We start from the raw sequence: 13,769 nt of genomic DNA on the forward strand, positions 1-13,769 counted from the left end.
ATTGGGCTAGAGGTCGCTTATCCCGACGCGGTACGGAATTTTGACGGAACAGACATGAATATTGCGGCGAAACCTCCTTTGACGATCAGGCTCTGCGGGCCGCGCGGCTTCTGCGCCGGCGTCGACCGCGCCATCCAGATCGTCGTGCTGGCGCTGAAATCATATGGTGCGCCGGTCTATGTGCGCCACGAGATCGTCCATAATCGTTATGTCGTCGAAGGGCTGGAGGCCAAGGGCGCCGTCTTCGTCGAGGAGCTGGACGAGATCCCGGCCGAACATCGCGCCCAGCCGGTGGTCTTCTCCGCCCATGGCGTGCCGAAATCCGTGCCGGAGGATGCGGCAAGCCGCAACCTCTTCTATCTCGACGCCACCTGCCCGCTGGTCTCCAAGGTCCACAAGCAGGCGATGCGCCACAATCGCCTCGGCCGCCATGTCGTCCTCATCGGCCATGCCGGCCACCCCGAAGTAATCGGCACGATGGGTCAACTGCCGGAGGGGTCGGTTTCGCTGATCGAGACGATCGAGGACGCCGACGCCTATATTCCCACGGACCCCGATAATCTCGGCTATGTCACCCAGACGACACTGTCCGTCGACGACACCGCCGGCGTCATCACCCGACTGCACGAGCGCTTCCCCAACCTGACGGCGCCGGCAGCGGACTCGATCTGTTATGCGACGACCAACCGCCAGGAAGTGGTGAAGCAGGCAGCCCCCGGCTGCGATCTCTTCATCATCGTCGGCGCGCCGAATTCATCCAACTCCAAGCGCCTCGTCGAAGTGGCGCTGAGGGCAGGGGCGAAGAAATCGATCCTCGTGCAGCGCGCCGCCGAGCTCGACTGGGACGAGATCGGCACGATTTCGACGCTCGGTCTCTCCGCCGGCGCCTCGGCACCCGAGGTCATCGTCAACGAGATCATCGAGGCTTTCCGCGCCCGCTTCGATGCCCGCGTCGAACTGGCCGAAACGGTGCAGGAAACCGAAAACTTCCTCGTCAACCGCGAACTTCGCAGTATCGAGCTGACGGCAGCAGACATGGCCTTCGTCAACGGCTAGACCGGCCTTCGGCCTGGCGCCCACTCCGGCAAATCCAATATCAACAAGGCATGAAGGCGAGACCTCACTTGGCAGTCTATACCGATATCGCCGAAGACGATCTGAAGTGGTTCCTGACGGAATATGACGCAGGCACGCTGCTTTCCTACAAGGGGATCGCCGAAGGCGTCGAAAACTCCAACTTCCTGCTTCACACCTCCAAGGATCCGCTGATCCTGACGCTCTATGAAAAGCGCGTCGAAAAGAGCGATCTGCCTTTCTTCCTCGGCCTGATGCAGCATCTCGCGGCCCGCGGCCTATCCTGCCCGCTGCCGCTGCCGCGCCGGGACGGCGCGCTGCTCGGCTCGCTCTCCGGCCGTCCGGCGGCGCTGATCTCCTTCCTCGAAGGCATGTGGCTGAGAAAGCCGGAGGCCAGGCACTGCCGCGAAGTCGGCAGGGCGCTGGCCGAGATGCATGTGGCCGGTGATGATTTCCAGTTGAAGCGGGCGAATGCGCTGTCGATCGACGGCTGGCGGGGGCTGTGGGAAAAATCCGAAGCGCGGGCCGGCGAGGTCGAGCCCGGCCTGCAGGCCGAGATCCGCAGCGAACTCGATTTCCTCTCCGCCGCCTGGCCGAGTGATCTGCCGGCCGGCGTCATCCATGCCGACCTCTTCCCCGACAACGTCTTCTTCCTCGGCGACCAGCTCTCCGGCCTGATCGACTTCTATTTCGCCTGCAACGACCTGCTCGCCTATGACGTCTCGATCTGCCTGAATGCCTGGTGCTTCGAGAAGGATGGCGCCTACAACATCACCAAGGGCACGGCGATGCTTGCGGGTTACCAGAGTGTGCGGCCGTTGAGCGATGCCGAAATCTCAGCCTTGCCGGTACTGTCGCGGGGGTCGGCGCTGCGGTTCTTGCTGACCCGGCTTTATGATTGGCTGACGACGCCGGAAGGCGCCATGGTCACCAAGAAGGACCCGCTCGAATATCTCCGCAAGCTGCGCTTCCACCGCCAGATCAAATCGCCCGCCGAATATGGATTGAGCCTATGAAGCACGTCGATATCTTTACCGACGGCGCATGTTCCGGCAATCCCGGCCCCGGCGGCTGGGGCGCGGTGCTGCGTTATGGCGACGTCGAAAAGGAGCTTTTCGGCGGCGAGGCCGACACGACCAACAATCGCATGGAGCTGCTGGCGGCAATCTCGGCGCTATCGGCCCTGAAGAGCCCTTGCGAGGTCGATCTTTATACCGACAGCGCCTACGTCAAGGACGGTATCTCCAAGTGGATTTTCGGCTGGAAGAAAAACGGCTGGAAGACATCAGACAAGAAGCCGGTGAAGAATGCCGAGCTCTGGCAGGCGCTGGAGGCGGCCCGCGACCGCCACAAGGTGACGCTGCACTGGGTCAAGGGCCACGCCGGCCACCCGGAAAACGAACGCGCCGACGAACTCGCCCGGAAGGGCATGGAGCCGTTCAAGAAGGGCAAGGCGGTTTCGTTTTAAGTCAGTTCGGCTCCTCGGCTCCTGACGGATGAGAGAAGAATACGGCGCCGCCACACGTCTCTTCTCCCCAGCGGGGGTCCGAAGGACGGGTCGAGACCTGTGGCTCGACCCCGGTCGGTGCCGGCAGGCGGTTGAGGGGGTGAGCGGCGAAGCCGCGAATGCACCGAGCGGAAGCGAAGGGCAATGGATGGCGTGCCGTGTGGCCCCCTTGCTCATCCGACCCTTCGGGCCACCGACCAGGGTCGAGCCGCGGGTCTCGACCCGTCCTCTGGACCCCCGCTGGGGAGAAGAGGGGCGAGCAGCGCGGCCCGAACCTCATTCAAGCCGCCTGCTGCTGCTGCGGCGCCGTCGCTGCGCCCTGGATCAGCCGGTGCAGATATTCGAGCTTTGCCACAACAGGCGAAGACAGCACGAAGGGGTAGGAGTCGGGCTGGCCCATGCTGCGCTGGATGGCGTTGATCGCGATGCTGAGCGGCACCCAGGCGCTGACCAGCTGTTCGGCGCTTCTTGCCCGGTAAGGGATGAAATCCACCTCGCCTGATATTTCCTCATGGCCGCTCGGATCGATGGCGATGCCGAAGGCGCGCGCGGTTTCGAGCGTATCGACGATATGGAGGTAATGCGCGAAACATTCGGCGAAATCCTCCCAGGGATGCGACGCCGCATAGGCGCTGATGAAATTGTCCTGCCATCCCAAGGGCGCGCCGCCGGCATAATGGGTCTGCAGGGCTGCTGCATAATCCTGCCGTTCGTCGCCGAAGACGGCGCGGAAATCGGCAAGGCCGCCCCGATCGCGCACCAGCTTGTTCCAGATGAAATGGCCGGCCTCGTGGCGGAAATGGCCGAGCAGCGTGCGATAGGGTTCGTTCATCGAGCTGCGCGCCTGTTCGCGCGTCGCATCGTCGGCCTCTGCGGCGCGGATGGTGATCAGGCCTTCCTCGTGGCCGGTCATGGCAGGCACGACATAGCCGTTGCTCTCGATCGAATCCTCGAGGAAATCGAAGACTAGGCCGCCTTGCGGATCTTGCGCACGATCCGGATGCGGCAGCTTCCAGCGCAGCAGCGAATAAAACAGATGTCGCTGCGCCTGGCTGATGCGCCGCCAGCGATCGATGCCGTCCTGGGTATCGGTGTTCGGAACCAGCCGGTTGTGGCGGCAGGCAACGCAGAATTCGCTCTCTCCGTCACCGTCCACCAGCCAGTTGCAGATGTCGAGGCCGGCATTGGCGCAGAAGCGGACCTCGCGATCGGGATTGGAAACGAGCTGCCAGAGCGTCTCGTCGCACGGCTCCAGCGCATGCATGGCGAGATCGCCGGGCAGGAAACCGAGGCGATGGTTGCAGCGCACGCAGTGTCGGTTGTCGAAGTGAACGACCTGGTCGCAGTTGTCGCAGGCGAAAAGCTTCATCTTGTCTATCTCTGCAGAGCATGAGGTGCGGGATCAAAAATGCCCGCCGCGCGAGGGCGCGACAGGCATGGTGATAAGGGATGAGCGTCTAGTGTGCATTCCCTAAATCGGGGTACTATCGCTCAGAGCCGGTCAACTGCGCCCTTGAGCTTGTCCTTGACCTTGCCGGATGCGACCTGTCCCTTGCCTTTGGCTTCCTGGACGGCGCCCTTGGCCTGCATGTCGCGATCGTCCGTCGCCTTGCCGACGGCCTGCTTGGTCTTGCCGGCAATTTCATTTGCCTTGCCGGAAATCTTGTCGCTGGTGCTACCCATCTCGTGATGTCTCCTTGATCAGCATGGGCCTTCTGTCCATGCTTGCCGAAATGAAACGTCACTCTTGGCTATTCGTTCCCGCTGCCGTCAGGCCAGCTAGCGCCAGGCCAGCCCCTCAGGCATGGCCGGCTTCGGCCGAAAGCATGGCGGCGGTTACGCCCATGCCGGCGAGCGCCCGCTCATATTTGTCCTCGAGGCTGCGGTCGAAGATCAATTCCTCGTTGGCCGGGCAGGTGAGCCAGCCATTGTTGACGACCTCGTTTTCGAGCTGGCCGGCCGCCCAGGAGGAATAGCCGAGCAGCATCGTCGCCCGCGTCGGCCCATTGCCCTTGGAAATGGCGCGGACGATATCGAGCGTCGCCGTCAGGCAAATGTCGTCGCTGACCGGGATCGAGGAGTCGCTGGCATAATCGTCCGAATGCAGCACGAAGCCGCGGCCGCTTTCCACCGGGCCGCCGGTCTGGATCGGGAAGTCGCGCGCGCGCTTCGGCAGCACGATCGAATCTTCCTGCTTGATCATGTCGAGATGCAGCAGCACATCGGTGAAGGTGAGGCTCTGCGGACGGTTGATGACGAAGCCCATGGCGCCGGCATCCGAATGCGCGCAGATGTAGATGACGGTGCGCGCAAAATTGCGGTCTTCCATGCCCGGCATGGCGATGAGGAACTGGCCATCGAAGAAGCCACGTTCCCGTCTGTTCTTCAGCGTCGATAAGGACATCGTTCCTCCTGCTGCTAGACCGCACCAAGGCCTCGACAAGAGAAACATGGGCCAATGTCACACATCAATCAACTGAAAATGAAGATTTAAATCGCCGCGACTTCTGGCGGCCAAACAGCAGTTTCGGTAAACCTTTGTTCCATGATGATTATTTCCTCAGGCCCGCGCGGGCTTTTAATCGCGCTTGTGTCGGTGGTCGCAGCCCTTGTGCCGTTTTATTCCGCCCGTGCGGAAATGAGCGCCTGGGCGGACAATGAGGGCGGCCGCATGCGCCTGGTGGCGCTCGCGCCCGATGCCGGCGGCAAAATCCGCGCCGCCCTTCAGATCGAGCCGAAACCCGGCTGGATCACCTATTGGAAAGAGCCCGGCGGCAATGGCATTCCGCCCCAGATCACCATCGCGGCGGAGAGCGGGGTCAGCCTCGATGCCATCGCCTATCCCGTTCCGAAGCATTTTTTCAACGGCACGGTCGAGGATATCGCCTATGACGCTCCGGTGACGCTGCCGCTGTCGCTGACGGCAGCCGGCAAAGGCCCGGTCGCAATCGACGCTTCCGCCTTCATCGGCATCTGCAAAGATATCTGCATTCCCTTCCAGGCGAATTTTCAGCTGAAGCTTGGCCCCGCCATCCAGTCGCACCCGCAAGAGGAGTCAATCCTTCAGGCTGCCGATGCGAAACTGCCGAAGCCGCCGTCGCCGGATTTCGGCGTCACGGCGCATGCGATGTCGCCCGACAGGAAGACGCTGTCGCTGACGCTGGCTCTGCCGAGCGGGGGGCCGGGCGAGGGCAAGGGCGCGCCCGATATCATCGTCACCGGCCCGAGCGGCCATGCCTTCACCAAGCAGATCGGCGGCAAGCGCGACGGCGCCGTCTTCAAGGTCGATGTATCTATCGGCAAGTTGCCAAAGGATTACGACCTATCCGGCAAGCACTGGGGCGTGCTGGTCATCGATGGCGAAAGGGCGATGGAGACCACTCTTGCCTTTCAATGACCGGGTCTTATAGTCGCCGCAGATCCCGTGCGGCGCCCGCTGCCAAGCAGAACCCAAAGCCAGAACTCCCAAAGCCGGAACCAAGGAGAAGACCATGACCATCGCGATCGGCGACAAGCTTCCTGCCGCCACCTTCAAGGAAAAAACGGCTGACGGCCCGGTCGAAATCACCACCGATCAGCTCTTCGCCGGCAAGCGCGTCGTGCTCTTTGCCGTGCCGGGCGCGTTCACGCCCACCTGCTCGCTGAACCACCTGCCGGGTTATCTCGAAAACCGAGATACCATCCTTGGCAGGGGCGTCGACGACATCGCCGTCGTCTCCGTCAACGACTGGCACGTCATGGGCGCCTGGGCGCAATCGTCCGGCGGCATGGGCAAGATCCATTTCCTCGCCGATTGGGATGCCGCCTTCACCAAGGCCGTCGGCCTCGACGCCGACCTCTCCGCCGGCGGCCTCGGCCTCCGCTCCAAGCGTTACTCGATGCTGGTGGAAGACGGCGTCGTCAAAGCCCTCAACGTCGAGGAAAGCCCCGGCCAGGCCACCGTCTCGGGTGCTGCCGCGATGCTGGAACAGCTCTGAGCGTTAGAGAAAGTCTGCCCCTCACCCTAACCCTCTCCCCGTAAAAACGGGGCGAGGGGACGTGCCCTGCGAGAGTTTGGTGGGACTGGAGAGGTTGCGGCTATCTCCCTTCGCCCCGCGAGCGGGGGTCCGAAGGACGGGGCGAGACCCGTGGCTCGACCCCGGTCGGTGCCGGCAGGCGGATGAGGGGCACGCGCCGACGTCTCTACGCTTGCTAGAGCTCGAGCGGTCGCAGGTCGCGCGTCGGCACCCGCGGTCTCGGTCAGCCGGCCACCATCTCCATAGTGTCACGCCATGTGAAATGCGAAATGCGCTTCGAGATCAGCCACCGACCGTCCTGACACACATACTCGTCATTGTAATAAACGCCCCGTAAGCACCGGCTGAATCCGGATTCGGGTATCCATGCTGTCGCTCCCCAGGAAACACTTCAGTCCTTCATCGGCTCGCCGAGCGTATGCATCAGGCGGTTCGCCCAGCCGAAGATCGCCGAGGAGAGGACGAGATCGAGAGCCTGCAACTCGTCGAGCCCGACGTCCGCCAACGCCTGCGCATCGGTCGCGACGGCCTCGGGCGGCGTCGTCGACAGTCGGGCCGAGAAGTTGAAGATTGCCTGGAGGTGCTCGTCGAGCGTCGCCTCGAGACCATCGGCGAACACGGCGTCGATGACATCGGTGCGTTTTGTCAAATTGTTGAACCGGGATGCATGGACGGCGGCGCAGTAGACGCAGCGGTTGACGACAGAGGCGGCGACGGCACCCAGTTCACGCTCGCTCGCTGCCAGTCCGTCCTTGCCGTACATGATCAGGTTGAACAGGGGTGAGCGGACCGCGAGCGTCTCGGGGTCGTGCGCCAGGGTCAGCACATACGGCGAGATGCCCTTGTTCGACGGCGTCGTCTGCATCGCTGCATGCTGCTCGTCGGTGGCGGTCGCGAAATCGACCGGAACGACGTAGGGCTGCCAGCGCGGCACCGTGGTGGTGAAGGTGTGGACGACCTCGCTCATCGCATCTCTCCCAGCAGCTTCAGGCCGGCGAGAACCCGCACCTGGTAATTGACGAAAGCCGCAAGCTCTGCGAGCCGGACGATGTCGGCGTCGGTTACGCCGACTTGGCGCAATGCGTCCACATGGGTGCGCGTGGCATCGCGCGGCGCGACCGTGAGCCGGTCGGCATGGCGAACGATCTCGGCGGTACGCGGATCCGACACGTTCGTGTTCGGCTCGGCGAGCAAGGCTGTCGCCGGTTCGTCGGCGCGGGCAACGAGGGTGTCGTAGTGGCCTGTGAGCGCCGGGCTGCGATTGTGGCGCGCCATCCGGGCGGCGAGTGCCGCCCTCAGGCCGTGCGACAGTCCGCCGGGATCGCGTGGCAGAAGCACAGCGTCGTGGGCCGCTTCACTGAGGCGCAGGATCTCCGCGCGTTTCCCCATGGCTTCCGCGAGCGCGGAACCCGGCCTCACAGAGGCAAGAGTTTCGATGAGTGTCAAAACAAGCTCCTCAATACGTCAGCGGACATAAGCTCTAGGTAGGCCGGACCTCTCATTATGTCAAACTGGAATGATAAACAGCACTTGATGTGAATTTTTTATCTACAGCCAGTCGTCAAATAAGAATTGTCATGCTTTACTGACATGAAGGAGAGTGTTTGATGTCCACTATGCATTCTAACTCTTTCGATATCCGGCAACTTGAAGCCTTCGCGGCGGTGATGTCCGCCGGCAGCGTGACCGGGGCGGCAAGGCTGCTGGGCCGGTCGCAGCCGGCGGTCACGCGGCTGATCCAGGATCTCGAAGCCGATATCGGTTATGCGCTGCTGCATCGAAGCGGCCCGCGCATCAGCCCGACCGCGCGCGGTCTGCTCTTTCACGCCGAGGTGGAGCGCCATCTTGCCAGCCTCGCCCACATTCGCGAGCGGGCCAATGCCATCGGTCTCGATGAACCGCCGTCGCTGACGATCGCGGCCACGCCTTCACTTGCGGCGGGCGTTCTGCCCCAGGCGATCGCGGCCGTCGCGCCGGACCTGATACCGCGTCATCTCCATGTGCAGGCGCTGGCGGCAGAGAATGTCGTGCAGGCGGTGCTCGCCCGCTCGGCCGACTTCGGGATCTCAAGCCTGCCGCTGGAGCACCCCGGCCTCGACGTGCACTGGATTGCCGAAGCGTCGTGTGTCGTCGCCCTCGCCGCCAACGATCCGCTCGCCAATGATCACGTGGTGCGTCTCTCCGATCTCGCCGAGCGACGCATCATCACGCTCGCCAATCCTTACCGCCTGCGGCACCGCATCGACGAGGCCCTGGAGCGCGCGGGTGTGGCGCCGCAACGGATGATCGACGTCAACGCCTCGCTGACCGCGCTGACGATGGTCCGGGCCGGACTGGGCGTCGCCATCGTCGAGCCGGCGACGGTCTGCGGCGTTCCGCTCGAGGGGATCGTGATGCGCGTCCTCGACCACACCATCCCCTTCCTGTTCGGCGCCATCTCGCCGGCCGCAATGCCGCTGACTCCGACGGTCGCCGCCGTGATCGATGCGGCGCGCGCCGTGGCGCTGGCGATGCCCGGTTGCCGGCTACATGACGCAGGCGGCGTCGAAGCCTTGGCCGACACCGTCTACGGCGGTAGCCCGATGAACGAGGACGTGCCGTCATGAGCGATCTCTCGACGTTTCCGAACAATCTCGAAGCGCTCGAGGCACGCCTGCGCCAGGACCTCGCCTGGCTGGAGCTGCCGGCCAAGTCCTGGGTTCCGCCCCGCCTCGTCGACGGCCAAGCGGTCATTGACGTCGTGATTATCGGTGCGGGCATGGCCGGGCTCGTGGCCTCCGCCATGCTGAAGCGGCTCGGCGTCGCCAACCACACCGTTCTCGACAAGGCGCCTGCCGGAAACGAGGGTCCGTGGGTCACCTTCGCCAGGATGCGAACCCTTCGCTCTCCCAAGCAACTGACCGGACCCGCAATGGGCCTGCCGGCGCTGACGTTTCGCGCCTATTACGAGGCGCTGCATGGCCGCGATGCCTGGGTCGCGCTCGATAGGGCGCCGCGTCAGACATGGATGGACTACCTCGTGTGGTACCGGCACGTGCTTGACCTGCCGGTGCGCAATGGGGTCGCCGTCGATGCCATTCGTCCGCGCGGCGACGGCCTGCTCGATGTTGTCTGCCATCACGATGGCCGGTCCGAAACGATGATAGCGCGCCATGTGGTGCTGGCAACGGGCCGCGACGGTCTGGGCGGGCCCTTCGTACCTTCGATCACCGACGACATCGAGCGCAAGTTCTGGGCTCATACCGCCGACCCTATCGATTTCGCCGCATTGCGCGGCAAGCGGGTCGGCGTCGTCGGAGCCGGCGCCTCGGCGATGGACAACGCCGCTACCGCGCTCGAGGCAGGCGCTGCGCGGCTCGACATGTTCGTGCGCAGGACCGACCTGCCACGGATCAACAAATTCACCGGCATCGGCAGCCAGGGCGTGGTGCATGGCTTTGCCGGTCTGCCGGATGACTGGAAGTGGCGCTTTCTCGACTATGCCATGCGCTCGCAGACGCCGCCTCCGCGCCCGAGCGTCCTGCGTGTCAGCGCATTCCCGCAGGCCCATCTCCATCTGAAAAGCCCGATCGATCGATTGCAGCAGGAGGTCGATCATATCGTTGTGACGACGCCGAAAGGCAGCTATCCCGTCGATTTCCTGATCTTCGGCACCGGCTTCAAGGTCGACCTGACGAACCGGCCGGAACTCGCTGCCGTCGCATCGCATATCCGCCTCTGGCGCGACCGCTTTCCCGTGCCGGCGGACATGCGAAACGACGAGCTGGAAACCTCTCCCGACCTCGGTGAGGCGTTCGAGTTCCTCGAGGCCGAGCCCGGCGCCTCTCCGGCGCTCGCCCGCATCCACTGCTTCAACTTCCCGGCGACGCTCAGCCACGGCAAGCTCACGGGCGATATTCCCGCAATCAGCGAAGGCGCCGACCGGCTCGCGCGCGGCATCGTCAGGGCGTTGTTCGTCGCCGACCGCGAGCGTCATTTCGCCGATCTCCAGGCCTTCGACACGCCCGAACTGCTCGGAGACGAGTGGGCCGACGACGAGACCGCGATGTTTTCCGACCTATCTGCCGAAAGGACACCGACCCGAAATGCTTGAGCTCAAAAACCTAAAGCTGTCCTACGGAAACACCCAGGTCCTGAACGGCGTCGATCTCTCGGTGAACCGCGGCGACGTGGTGTCGATCATCGGCCCCAGCGGCACCGGCAAGACGACATTGCTGAAGTGCATCAACTATCTGGCCAAGCCGGTCTCCGGCACGATCGCCTTCGATCAGGTCAGCATGGACTACCGGAAACCGGACAACACCGCGGTCCAGGCGATCCGGCTGCGGACGGCGATGGTCTTCCAGCAGTTCAACGTCTTCAAGAACATGACCGTCATTCAGAACGTGATGGATCCGCTCGTCGTCGTGCAGCGCAAGTCGAAGGACGAGGCGCGTTCGATCGCCTTGCAGGAGCTTGAGCGGGTGGGCCTTTCGAACAAGATCGACAGCTACCCGTCCCAGCTTTCGGGCGGCCAGCTGCAGCGGACCGGCATTGCGCGTGCGCTGGCCGTGAAGCCGGATGTCATGCTCTTCGACGAACCGACGTCGTCGCTCGACCCCGAACTCGTCGGCGAGGTTTTGAAGGTGATCAGGGACGTCACGTCATCCGGCATCACCTCGCTCCTCGTCACCCACGAGATGCAGTTCGCAAAGAACATCTCGAACCGCATCGTCTTCATGGATCGGGGCGTCGTCGCAGCTCAAGGCAGTCCTGCCGAGATCTTCGACACGCCCTCCAACCCGCGCCTTGCCCAGTTCCTGAATTCCGAACACTCCATCCAGTAAAGAAAGGATGCCTGACATGTCTTCCATCAAGTCGACTTCCCGCCGTAGCTTCGGCCTCACTGTCGCCGGCGTTGCCTTTGCCTTCGCAACCGCCGGCCTGTCGCATGCCGAGGACGTGCGCACCATCAAGATCGCGACGGCCGCCGAATCCAAGCCGCTCTCCTGGGGTGCCATCGGCGTCGAGCCGCAGGGTTACGAGCCCGACGTCCTGAAGGCGATCAACACCAAGCTGCCCCAGTACAAATTCGTCATGGAGGGTGCTGCCGACATCGCTCAGGAGACCGGCCTTGCCACCGGCAAGTACGACATCGCGACCGGCGGCTACTACCGGGCGCCCGCTCGCGAAAAGCAGTTCCTCATTCCAGAAAGCCCGATCGGCGCCAGCTTGATCAAGATCTACAGCCGCAAGGACAGCGGCATCAACGAGATGAAGGATCTCGTCGGCAAGAAGATCGTGCCGGTGACGGCCGGCGGCGGCATCTACAAGTTCGCCACTGCCTGGCAGGAAAAGAACCCCGACTTCAAGATCGAGATCACCGCGTCCAGCGCCGGCATTCCCTATCCGGATCGCCTGAAAGAGGTCGAGAACGGCAAATACGACGCGCTGGTTCTGCCGTCCAACCTCGGCGAGCAGACGGTCATCGACCAGCAGAAGCTCGACGTCAAGGCGAGCGAGCCGGTCGCGATCAACAATACCTTCGTCCTGATCCATCGCTCCGAGGAGAACAAGGCACTCGCCGAAGACATCGACAAGGCTCTGAAGGAGCTCAAGGCCGACGGCACGCTCGCCAAGCTCTCGCAGAAATGGTTCGGCGAGGACATCACCACCTACATGAAGTAACGCTGAGAAACGATCGGCGATCAGGCCCAAGACCGAAACAAGGAGTGTTCCGAAGTGGACCTATCCATCATGATCCCCGAGCTGCTCAAGGCGCTGCCGCTGACGCTTGCGATCACGTTCACGGCCATGATCGCCGGCTTCCTGCTGGCCCTGATAACGACTACGTTCCGGGTGCGCAGGATACCGGTTGTCAGTCAGCTGGCTGACCTCTACGTCTCCTATGCCCGGAGCGTCCCCGTCGTGCTCCAGTTGTTCGTCGCCTTCTACGGGCTGCCGCTGGTCGTCGCTCTGTTCGAGGTCGAGGACTTCGTGTCCCCGAACGTCGCGGCGATCGTCGGCCTCAGCCTCTACCATGGAGGCTATCTTTCCGAGGTTCTGCGGCCGGCCTACCTCGCCGTGGAACGCGGCCAGCACGACGCCGCCGATAGTCTCGGATACAGCTTCCTTCAGAAGATCCTTCGGGTCGTCGGGCCTCAGGCGGTGCACATCGCCCTGCCAGGCTACGGCAACTCGATCATCTACCTCATCCACAACGTCGCACTGGTGATGTACATCGGCGCCGCAGATGTCATGGCGACCGCCCATCTCGTCATGGAGCGCGACTACAACCAATACCAGTTCGAGACCTACCTTGTGCTGGCGGTGATCTATTCGCTGCTATGCCTTGTCGCATGGATCGTCGTGCGCTTTTTCGAAACGCGAAACGCAAAATTCGCGCCCAATACCGCACCGGCCAAGGCCACCATGATGGCAAGCGTCTGATCGAATAGGAGGTCATCACATGTTCGATTCCGAAGTCCTTCTTCCCGATCTCTGGGACATCCTTGGCGCGGTCCCGGTGACGCTCGCCATGGCGCTTGGAATCTTCGTCTTCTCCACCATCGTCGGCAGCCTTTTCGCGATGGTGGAATATCGCCGGGTCCCGCTGCTTCGGGAACTGGTCGTCGCCTACAAGGTCGTCTTCAAGGGCGTTCCGATGGTCATCGTGATCTTCCTCGCCTATTACGGCCTGCCGCCGACGCTGCAGTTCCTGACCTCGCTCGTCGGCATCGACTATAATGGTCACTCGACGCCGAACTGGATCACGCTTATCGTCGCCCTGACCGCCTGCGTCGCAGCCTTCCAGGCTGAGGTCGTCAAGGGCGCCCTCAACTCCTTCGACAACGGTCAGGCCGATGCGGCCTATTCCCTGGGCTACAAGCGCAGCCAACTGTTCCGCCGGGTGATGTTGCCTCAGGTCATCGTCGCGGCCATTCCGGATCTTGCCAACTCCATTATGGTGATCATGAAGGCGCTGTCGCTGGGATTTGCGATCGAGGTCGTCGACATCTTCGCGCAGTCGCAACTGACCGCGGCGCTGAACTTCTACTACCTCGAAGCCTTCCTCATCGCTGTCGTCATCTACATGGTGATCGCCTATATCGTCACATACGCCGCCGACCGGATGGAACGGGCTCTGAGGGTATGGGCCTAGGGGCGGTTTGCCCAGGATCGGGATTTCCGCA

At 63.0% G+C, this 13,769-nt stretch carries 16 protein-coding genes; 11 read left to right on the forward strand and 5 right to left on the reverse strand.

Features of this window, described 5'->3' with window-relative positions; translation table 11 throughout:
* The first annotated feature begins 54 nt into the window (after positions 1–54).
* From ispH to rnhA, 3 genes are all read left to right on the forward strand, one after another.
* Complete coding sequence (gene ispH, locus N1937_RS03360; protein WP_017963118.1) at positions 55–1,056, forward strand: 4-hydroxy-3-methylbut-2-enyl diphosphate reductase; 1,002 nt, start codon at positions 55–57, stop codon at positions 1,054–1,056.
* Positions 1,057–1,124: 68 nt separating this feature from the next.
* Positions 1,125–2,090: a homoserine kinase gene (locus tag N1937_RS03365; protein ID WP_260057463.1), complete on the forward strand. Its 966-nt coding sequence runs from the start codon at positions 1,125–1,127 to the stop codon at positions 2,088–2,090.
* On the forward strand, positions 2,087–2,542 hold the full coding sequence (gene rnhA, locus N1937_RS03370) for a ribonuclease HI (protein ID WP_017963120.1): 456 nt from the start codon (positions 2,087–2,089) through the stop codon (positions 2,540–2,542). Before N1937_RS03365 ends, rnhA begins: the two co-directional genes overlap by 4 nt.
* Positions 2,543–2,861: 319 nt before the next feature.
* Here the strand turns inward: rnhA and N1937_RS03375 are convergent, their stop codons facing one another.
* From N1937_RS03375 to N1937_RS03385, 3 genes are all read right to left on the reverse strand, one after another.
* A complete protein-coding gene (locus N1937_RS03375) occupies positions 2,862–3,950 on the reverse strand; it encodes a zinc-binding metallopeptidase family protein (RefSeq protein ID WP_260057464.1) in 1,089 nt (362 codons plus the stop codon).
* A gap of 122 nt (positions 3,951–4,072) precedes the next feature.
* Complete coding sequence (locus N1937_RS03380) at positions 4,073–4,264, reverse strand: CsbD family protein (RefSeq protein ID WP_222281451.1); 192 nt, start codon at positions 4,262–4,264, stop codon at positions 4,073–4,075.
* Positions 4,265–4,379: 115 nt separating this feature from the next.
* Positions 4,380–4,985 carry a YqgE/AlgH family protein gene (locus N1937_RS03385; RefSeq protein ID WP_222281452.1) on the reverse strand — a complete coding sequence of 202 codons (606 nt, stop codon included), beginning with the start codon at positions 4,983–4,985 and terminating at the stop codon, positions 4,380–4,382.
* A 141-nt stretch (positions 4,986–5,126) separates the two neighbouring features.
* Between N1937_RS03385 and N1937_RS03390 the strand changes: the two genes are divergently transcribed.
* Positions 5,127–5,978: a protein-disulfide reductase DsbD domain-containing protein gene (locus N1937_RS03390; protein WP_260057465.1), complete on the forward strand. Its 852-nt coding sequence runs from the start codon at positions 5,127–5,129 to the stop codon at positions 5,976–5,978.
* Between the two features lie 94 nt (positions 5,979–6,072).
* Positions 6,073–6,558, forward strand: coding sequence for a peroxiredoxin (locus N1937_RS03395; protein WP_260057466.1), 486 nt, complete (start codon positions 6,073–6,075; stop codon positions 6,556–6,558).
* Between the two features lie 430 nt (positions 6,559–6,988).
* On the opposite strand, the gene N1937_RS03400 is transcribed toward N1937_RS03395, so the two are convergent.
* Both N1937_RS03400 and N1937_RS03405 read right to left on the reverse strand, forming a co-directional pair.
* Positions 6,989–7,564 carry a peroxidase-related enzyme gene (locus N1937_RS03400; RefSeq protein ID WP_222387119.1) on the reverse strand — a complete coding sequence of 192 codons (576 nt, stop codon included), beginning with the start codon at positions 7,562–7,564 and terminating at the stop codon, positions 6,989–6,991.
* Complete coding sequence (locus tag N1937_RS03405; RefSeq protein WP_222387120.1) at positions 7,561–8,043, reverse strand: CMD domain-containing protein; 483 nt, start codon at positions 8,041–8,043, stop codon at positions 7,561–7,563. Before N1937_RS03405 ends, N1937_RS03400 begins: the two co-directional genes overlap by 4 nt.
* A gap of 161 nt (positions 8,044–8,204) precedes the next feature.
* On the opposite strand from N1937_RS03405, the gene N1937_RS03410 reads away from it, so the two are divergent.
* From N1937_RS03410 to N1937_RS03435, 6 genes are read left to right on the forward strand one after another with little or no spacing between them, the layout of a single operon-like run.
* Positions 8,205–9,203 (forward strand): LysR family transcriptional regulator, encoded by a 999-nt coding sequence (locus tag N1937_RS03410; RefSeq protein WP_260057467.1) that lies wholly within the window; start codon positions 8,205–8,207, stop codon positions 9,201–9,203.
* Positions 9,200–10,690, forward strand: a complete 1,491-nt coding sequence (locus N1937_RS03415) for an NAD(P)-binding domain-containing protein (protein ID WP_260057468.1) — start codon at positions 9,200–9,202, stop codon at positions 10,688–10,690. Before N1937_RS03410 ends, N1937_RS03415 begins: the two co-directional genes overlap by 4 nt.
* Entirely contained in the window at positions 10,683–11,423 is a 741-nt protein-coding gene (locus tag N1937_RS03420; protein ID WP_260057469.1) for an amino acid ABC transporter ATP-binding protein, read from the forward strand. Before N1937_RS03415 ends, N1937_RS03420 begins: the two co-directional genes overlap by 8 nt.
* 16 nt (positions 11,424–11,439) lie before the next feature.
* Positions 11,440–12,264, forward strand: a complete 825-nt coding sequence (locus N1937_RS03425; RefSeq protein ID WP_260057470.1) for an amino acid ABC transporter substrate-binding protein — start codon at positions 11,440–11,442, stop codon at positions 12,262–12,264.
* 54 nt (positions 12,265–12,318) lie between these two features.
* Positions 12,319–13,026, forward strand: a complete 708-nt coding sequence (locus tag N1937_RS03430; RefSeq protein ID WP_017963130.1) for an amino acid ABC transporter permease — start codon at positions 12,319–12,321, stop codon at positions 13,024–13,026.
* A gap of 19 nt (positions 13,027–13,045) precedes the next feature.
* On the forward strand, positions 13,046–13,738 hold the full coding sequence (locus N1937_RS03435) for an amino acid ABC transporter permease (protein ID WP_011650777.1): 693 nt from the start codon (positions 13,046–13,048) through the stop codon (positions 13,736–13,738).
* Positions 13,739–13,769: the final 31 nt, after the last annotated feature.

The sequence above is a fragment of the Rhizobium sp. WSM4643 genome (genome assembly GCF_025152745.1).
Lineage (GTDB): Bacteria > Pseudomonadota > Alphaproteobacteria > Rhizobiales > Rhizobiaceae > Rhizobium > Rhizobium leguminosarum_I.

Bases quoted from the DNA above. Each gene is read 5' to 3' on its own strand.
- ispH (WP_017963118.1), top strand. From the start codon at position 55: ATGAATATTGCGGCGAAACCTCCTTTGACGATCAGGCTCTGCGGGCCG.
- rnhA (WP_017963120.1), top strand. From the start codon at position 2,087: ATGAAGCACGTCGATATCTTTACCGACGGCGCATGTTCCGGCAATCCC.
- N1937_RS03375 (WP_260057464.1), bottom strand. From the start codon at position 3,950: ATGAAGCTTTTCGCCTGCGACAACTGCGACCAGGTCGTTCACTTCGAC.
- N1937_RS03380 (WP_222281451.1), bottom strand. From the start codon at position 4,264: ATGGGTAGCACCAGCGACAAGATTTCCGGCAAGGCAAATGAAATTGCC.
- N1937_RS03385 (WP_222281452.1), bottom strand. From the start codon at position 4,985: ATGTCCTTATCGACGCTGAAGAACAGACGGGAACGTGGCTTCTTCGAT.
- N1937_RS03390 (WP_260057465.1), top strand. From the start codon at position 5,127: ATGATGATTATTTCCTCAGGCCCGCGCGGGCTTTTAATCGCGCTTGTG.
- N1937_RS03395 (WP_260057466.1), top strand. From the start codon at position 6,073: ATGACCATCGCGATCGGCGACAAGCTTCCTGCCGCCACCTTCAAGGAA.
- N1937_RS03400 (WP_222387119.1), bottom strand. From the start codon at position 7,564: ATGAGCGAGGTCGTCCACACCTTCACCACCACGGTGCCGCGCTGGCAG.
- N1937_RS03410 (WP_260057467.1), top strand. From the start codon at position 8,205: ATGTCCACTATGCATTCTAACTCTTTCGATATCCGGCAACTTGAAGCC.
- N1937_RS03415 (WP_260057468.1), top strand. From the start codon at position 9,200: ATGAGCGATCTCTCGACGTTTCCGAACAATCTCGAAGCGCTCGAGGCA.
- N1937_RS03420 (WP_260057469.1), top strand. From the start codon at position 10,683: ATGCTTGAGCTCAAAAACCTAAAGCTGTCCTACGGAAACACCCAGGTC.
- N1937_RS03425 (WP_260057470.1), top strand. From the start codon at position 11,440: ATGTCTTCCATCAAGTCGACTTCCCGCCGTAGCTTCGGCCTCACTGTC.
- N1937_RS03435 (WP_011650777.1), top strand. From the start codon at position 13,046: ATGTTCGATTCCGAAGTCCTTCTTCCCGATCTCTGGGACATCCTTGGC.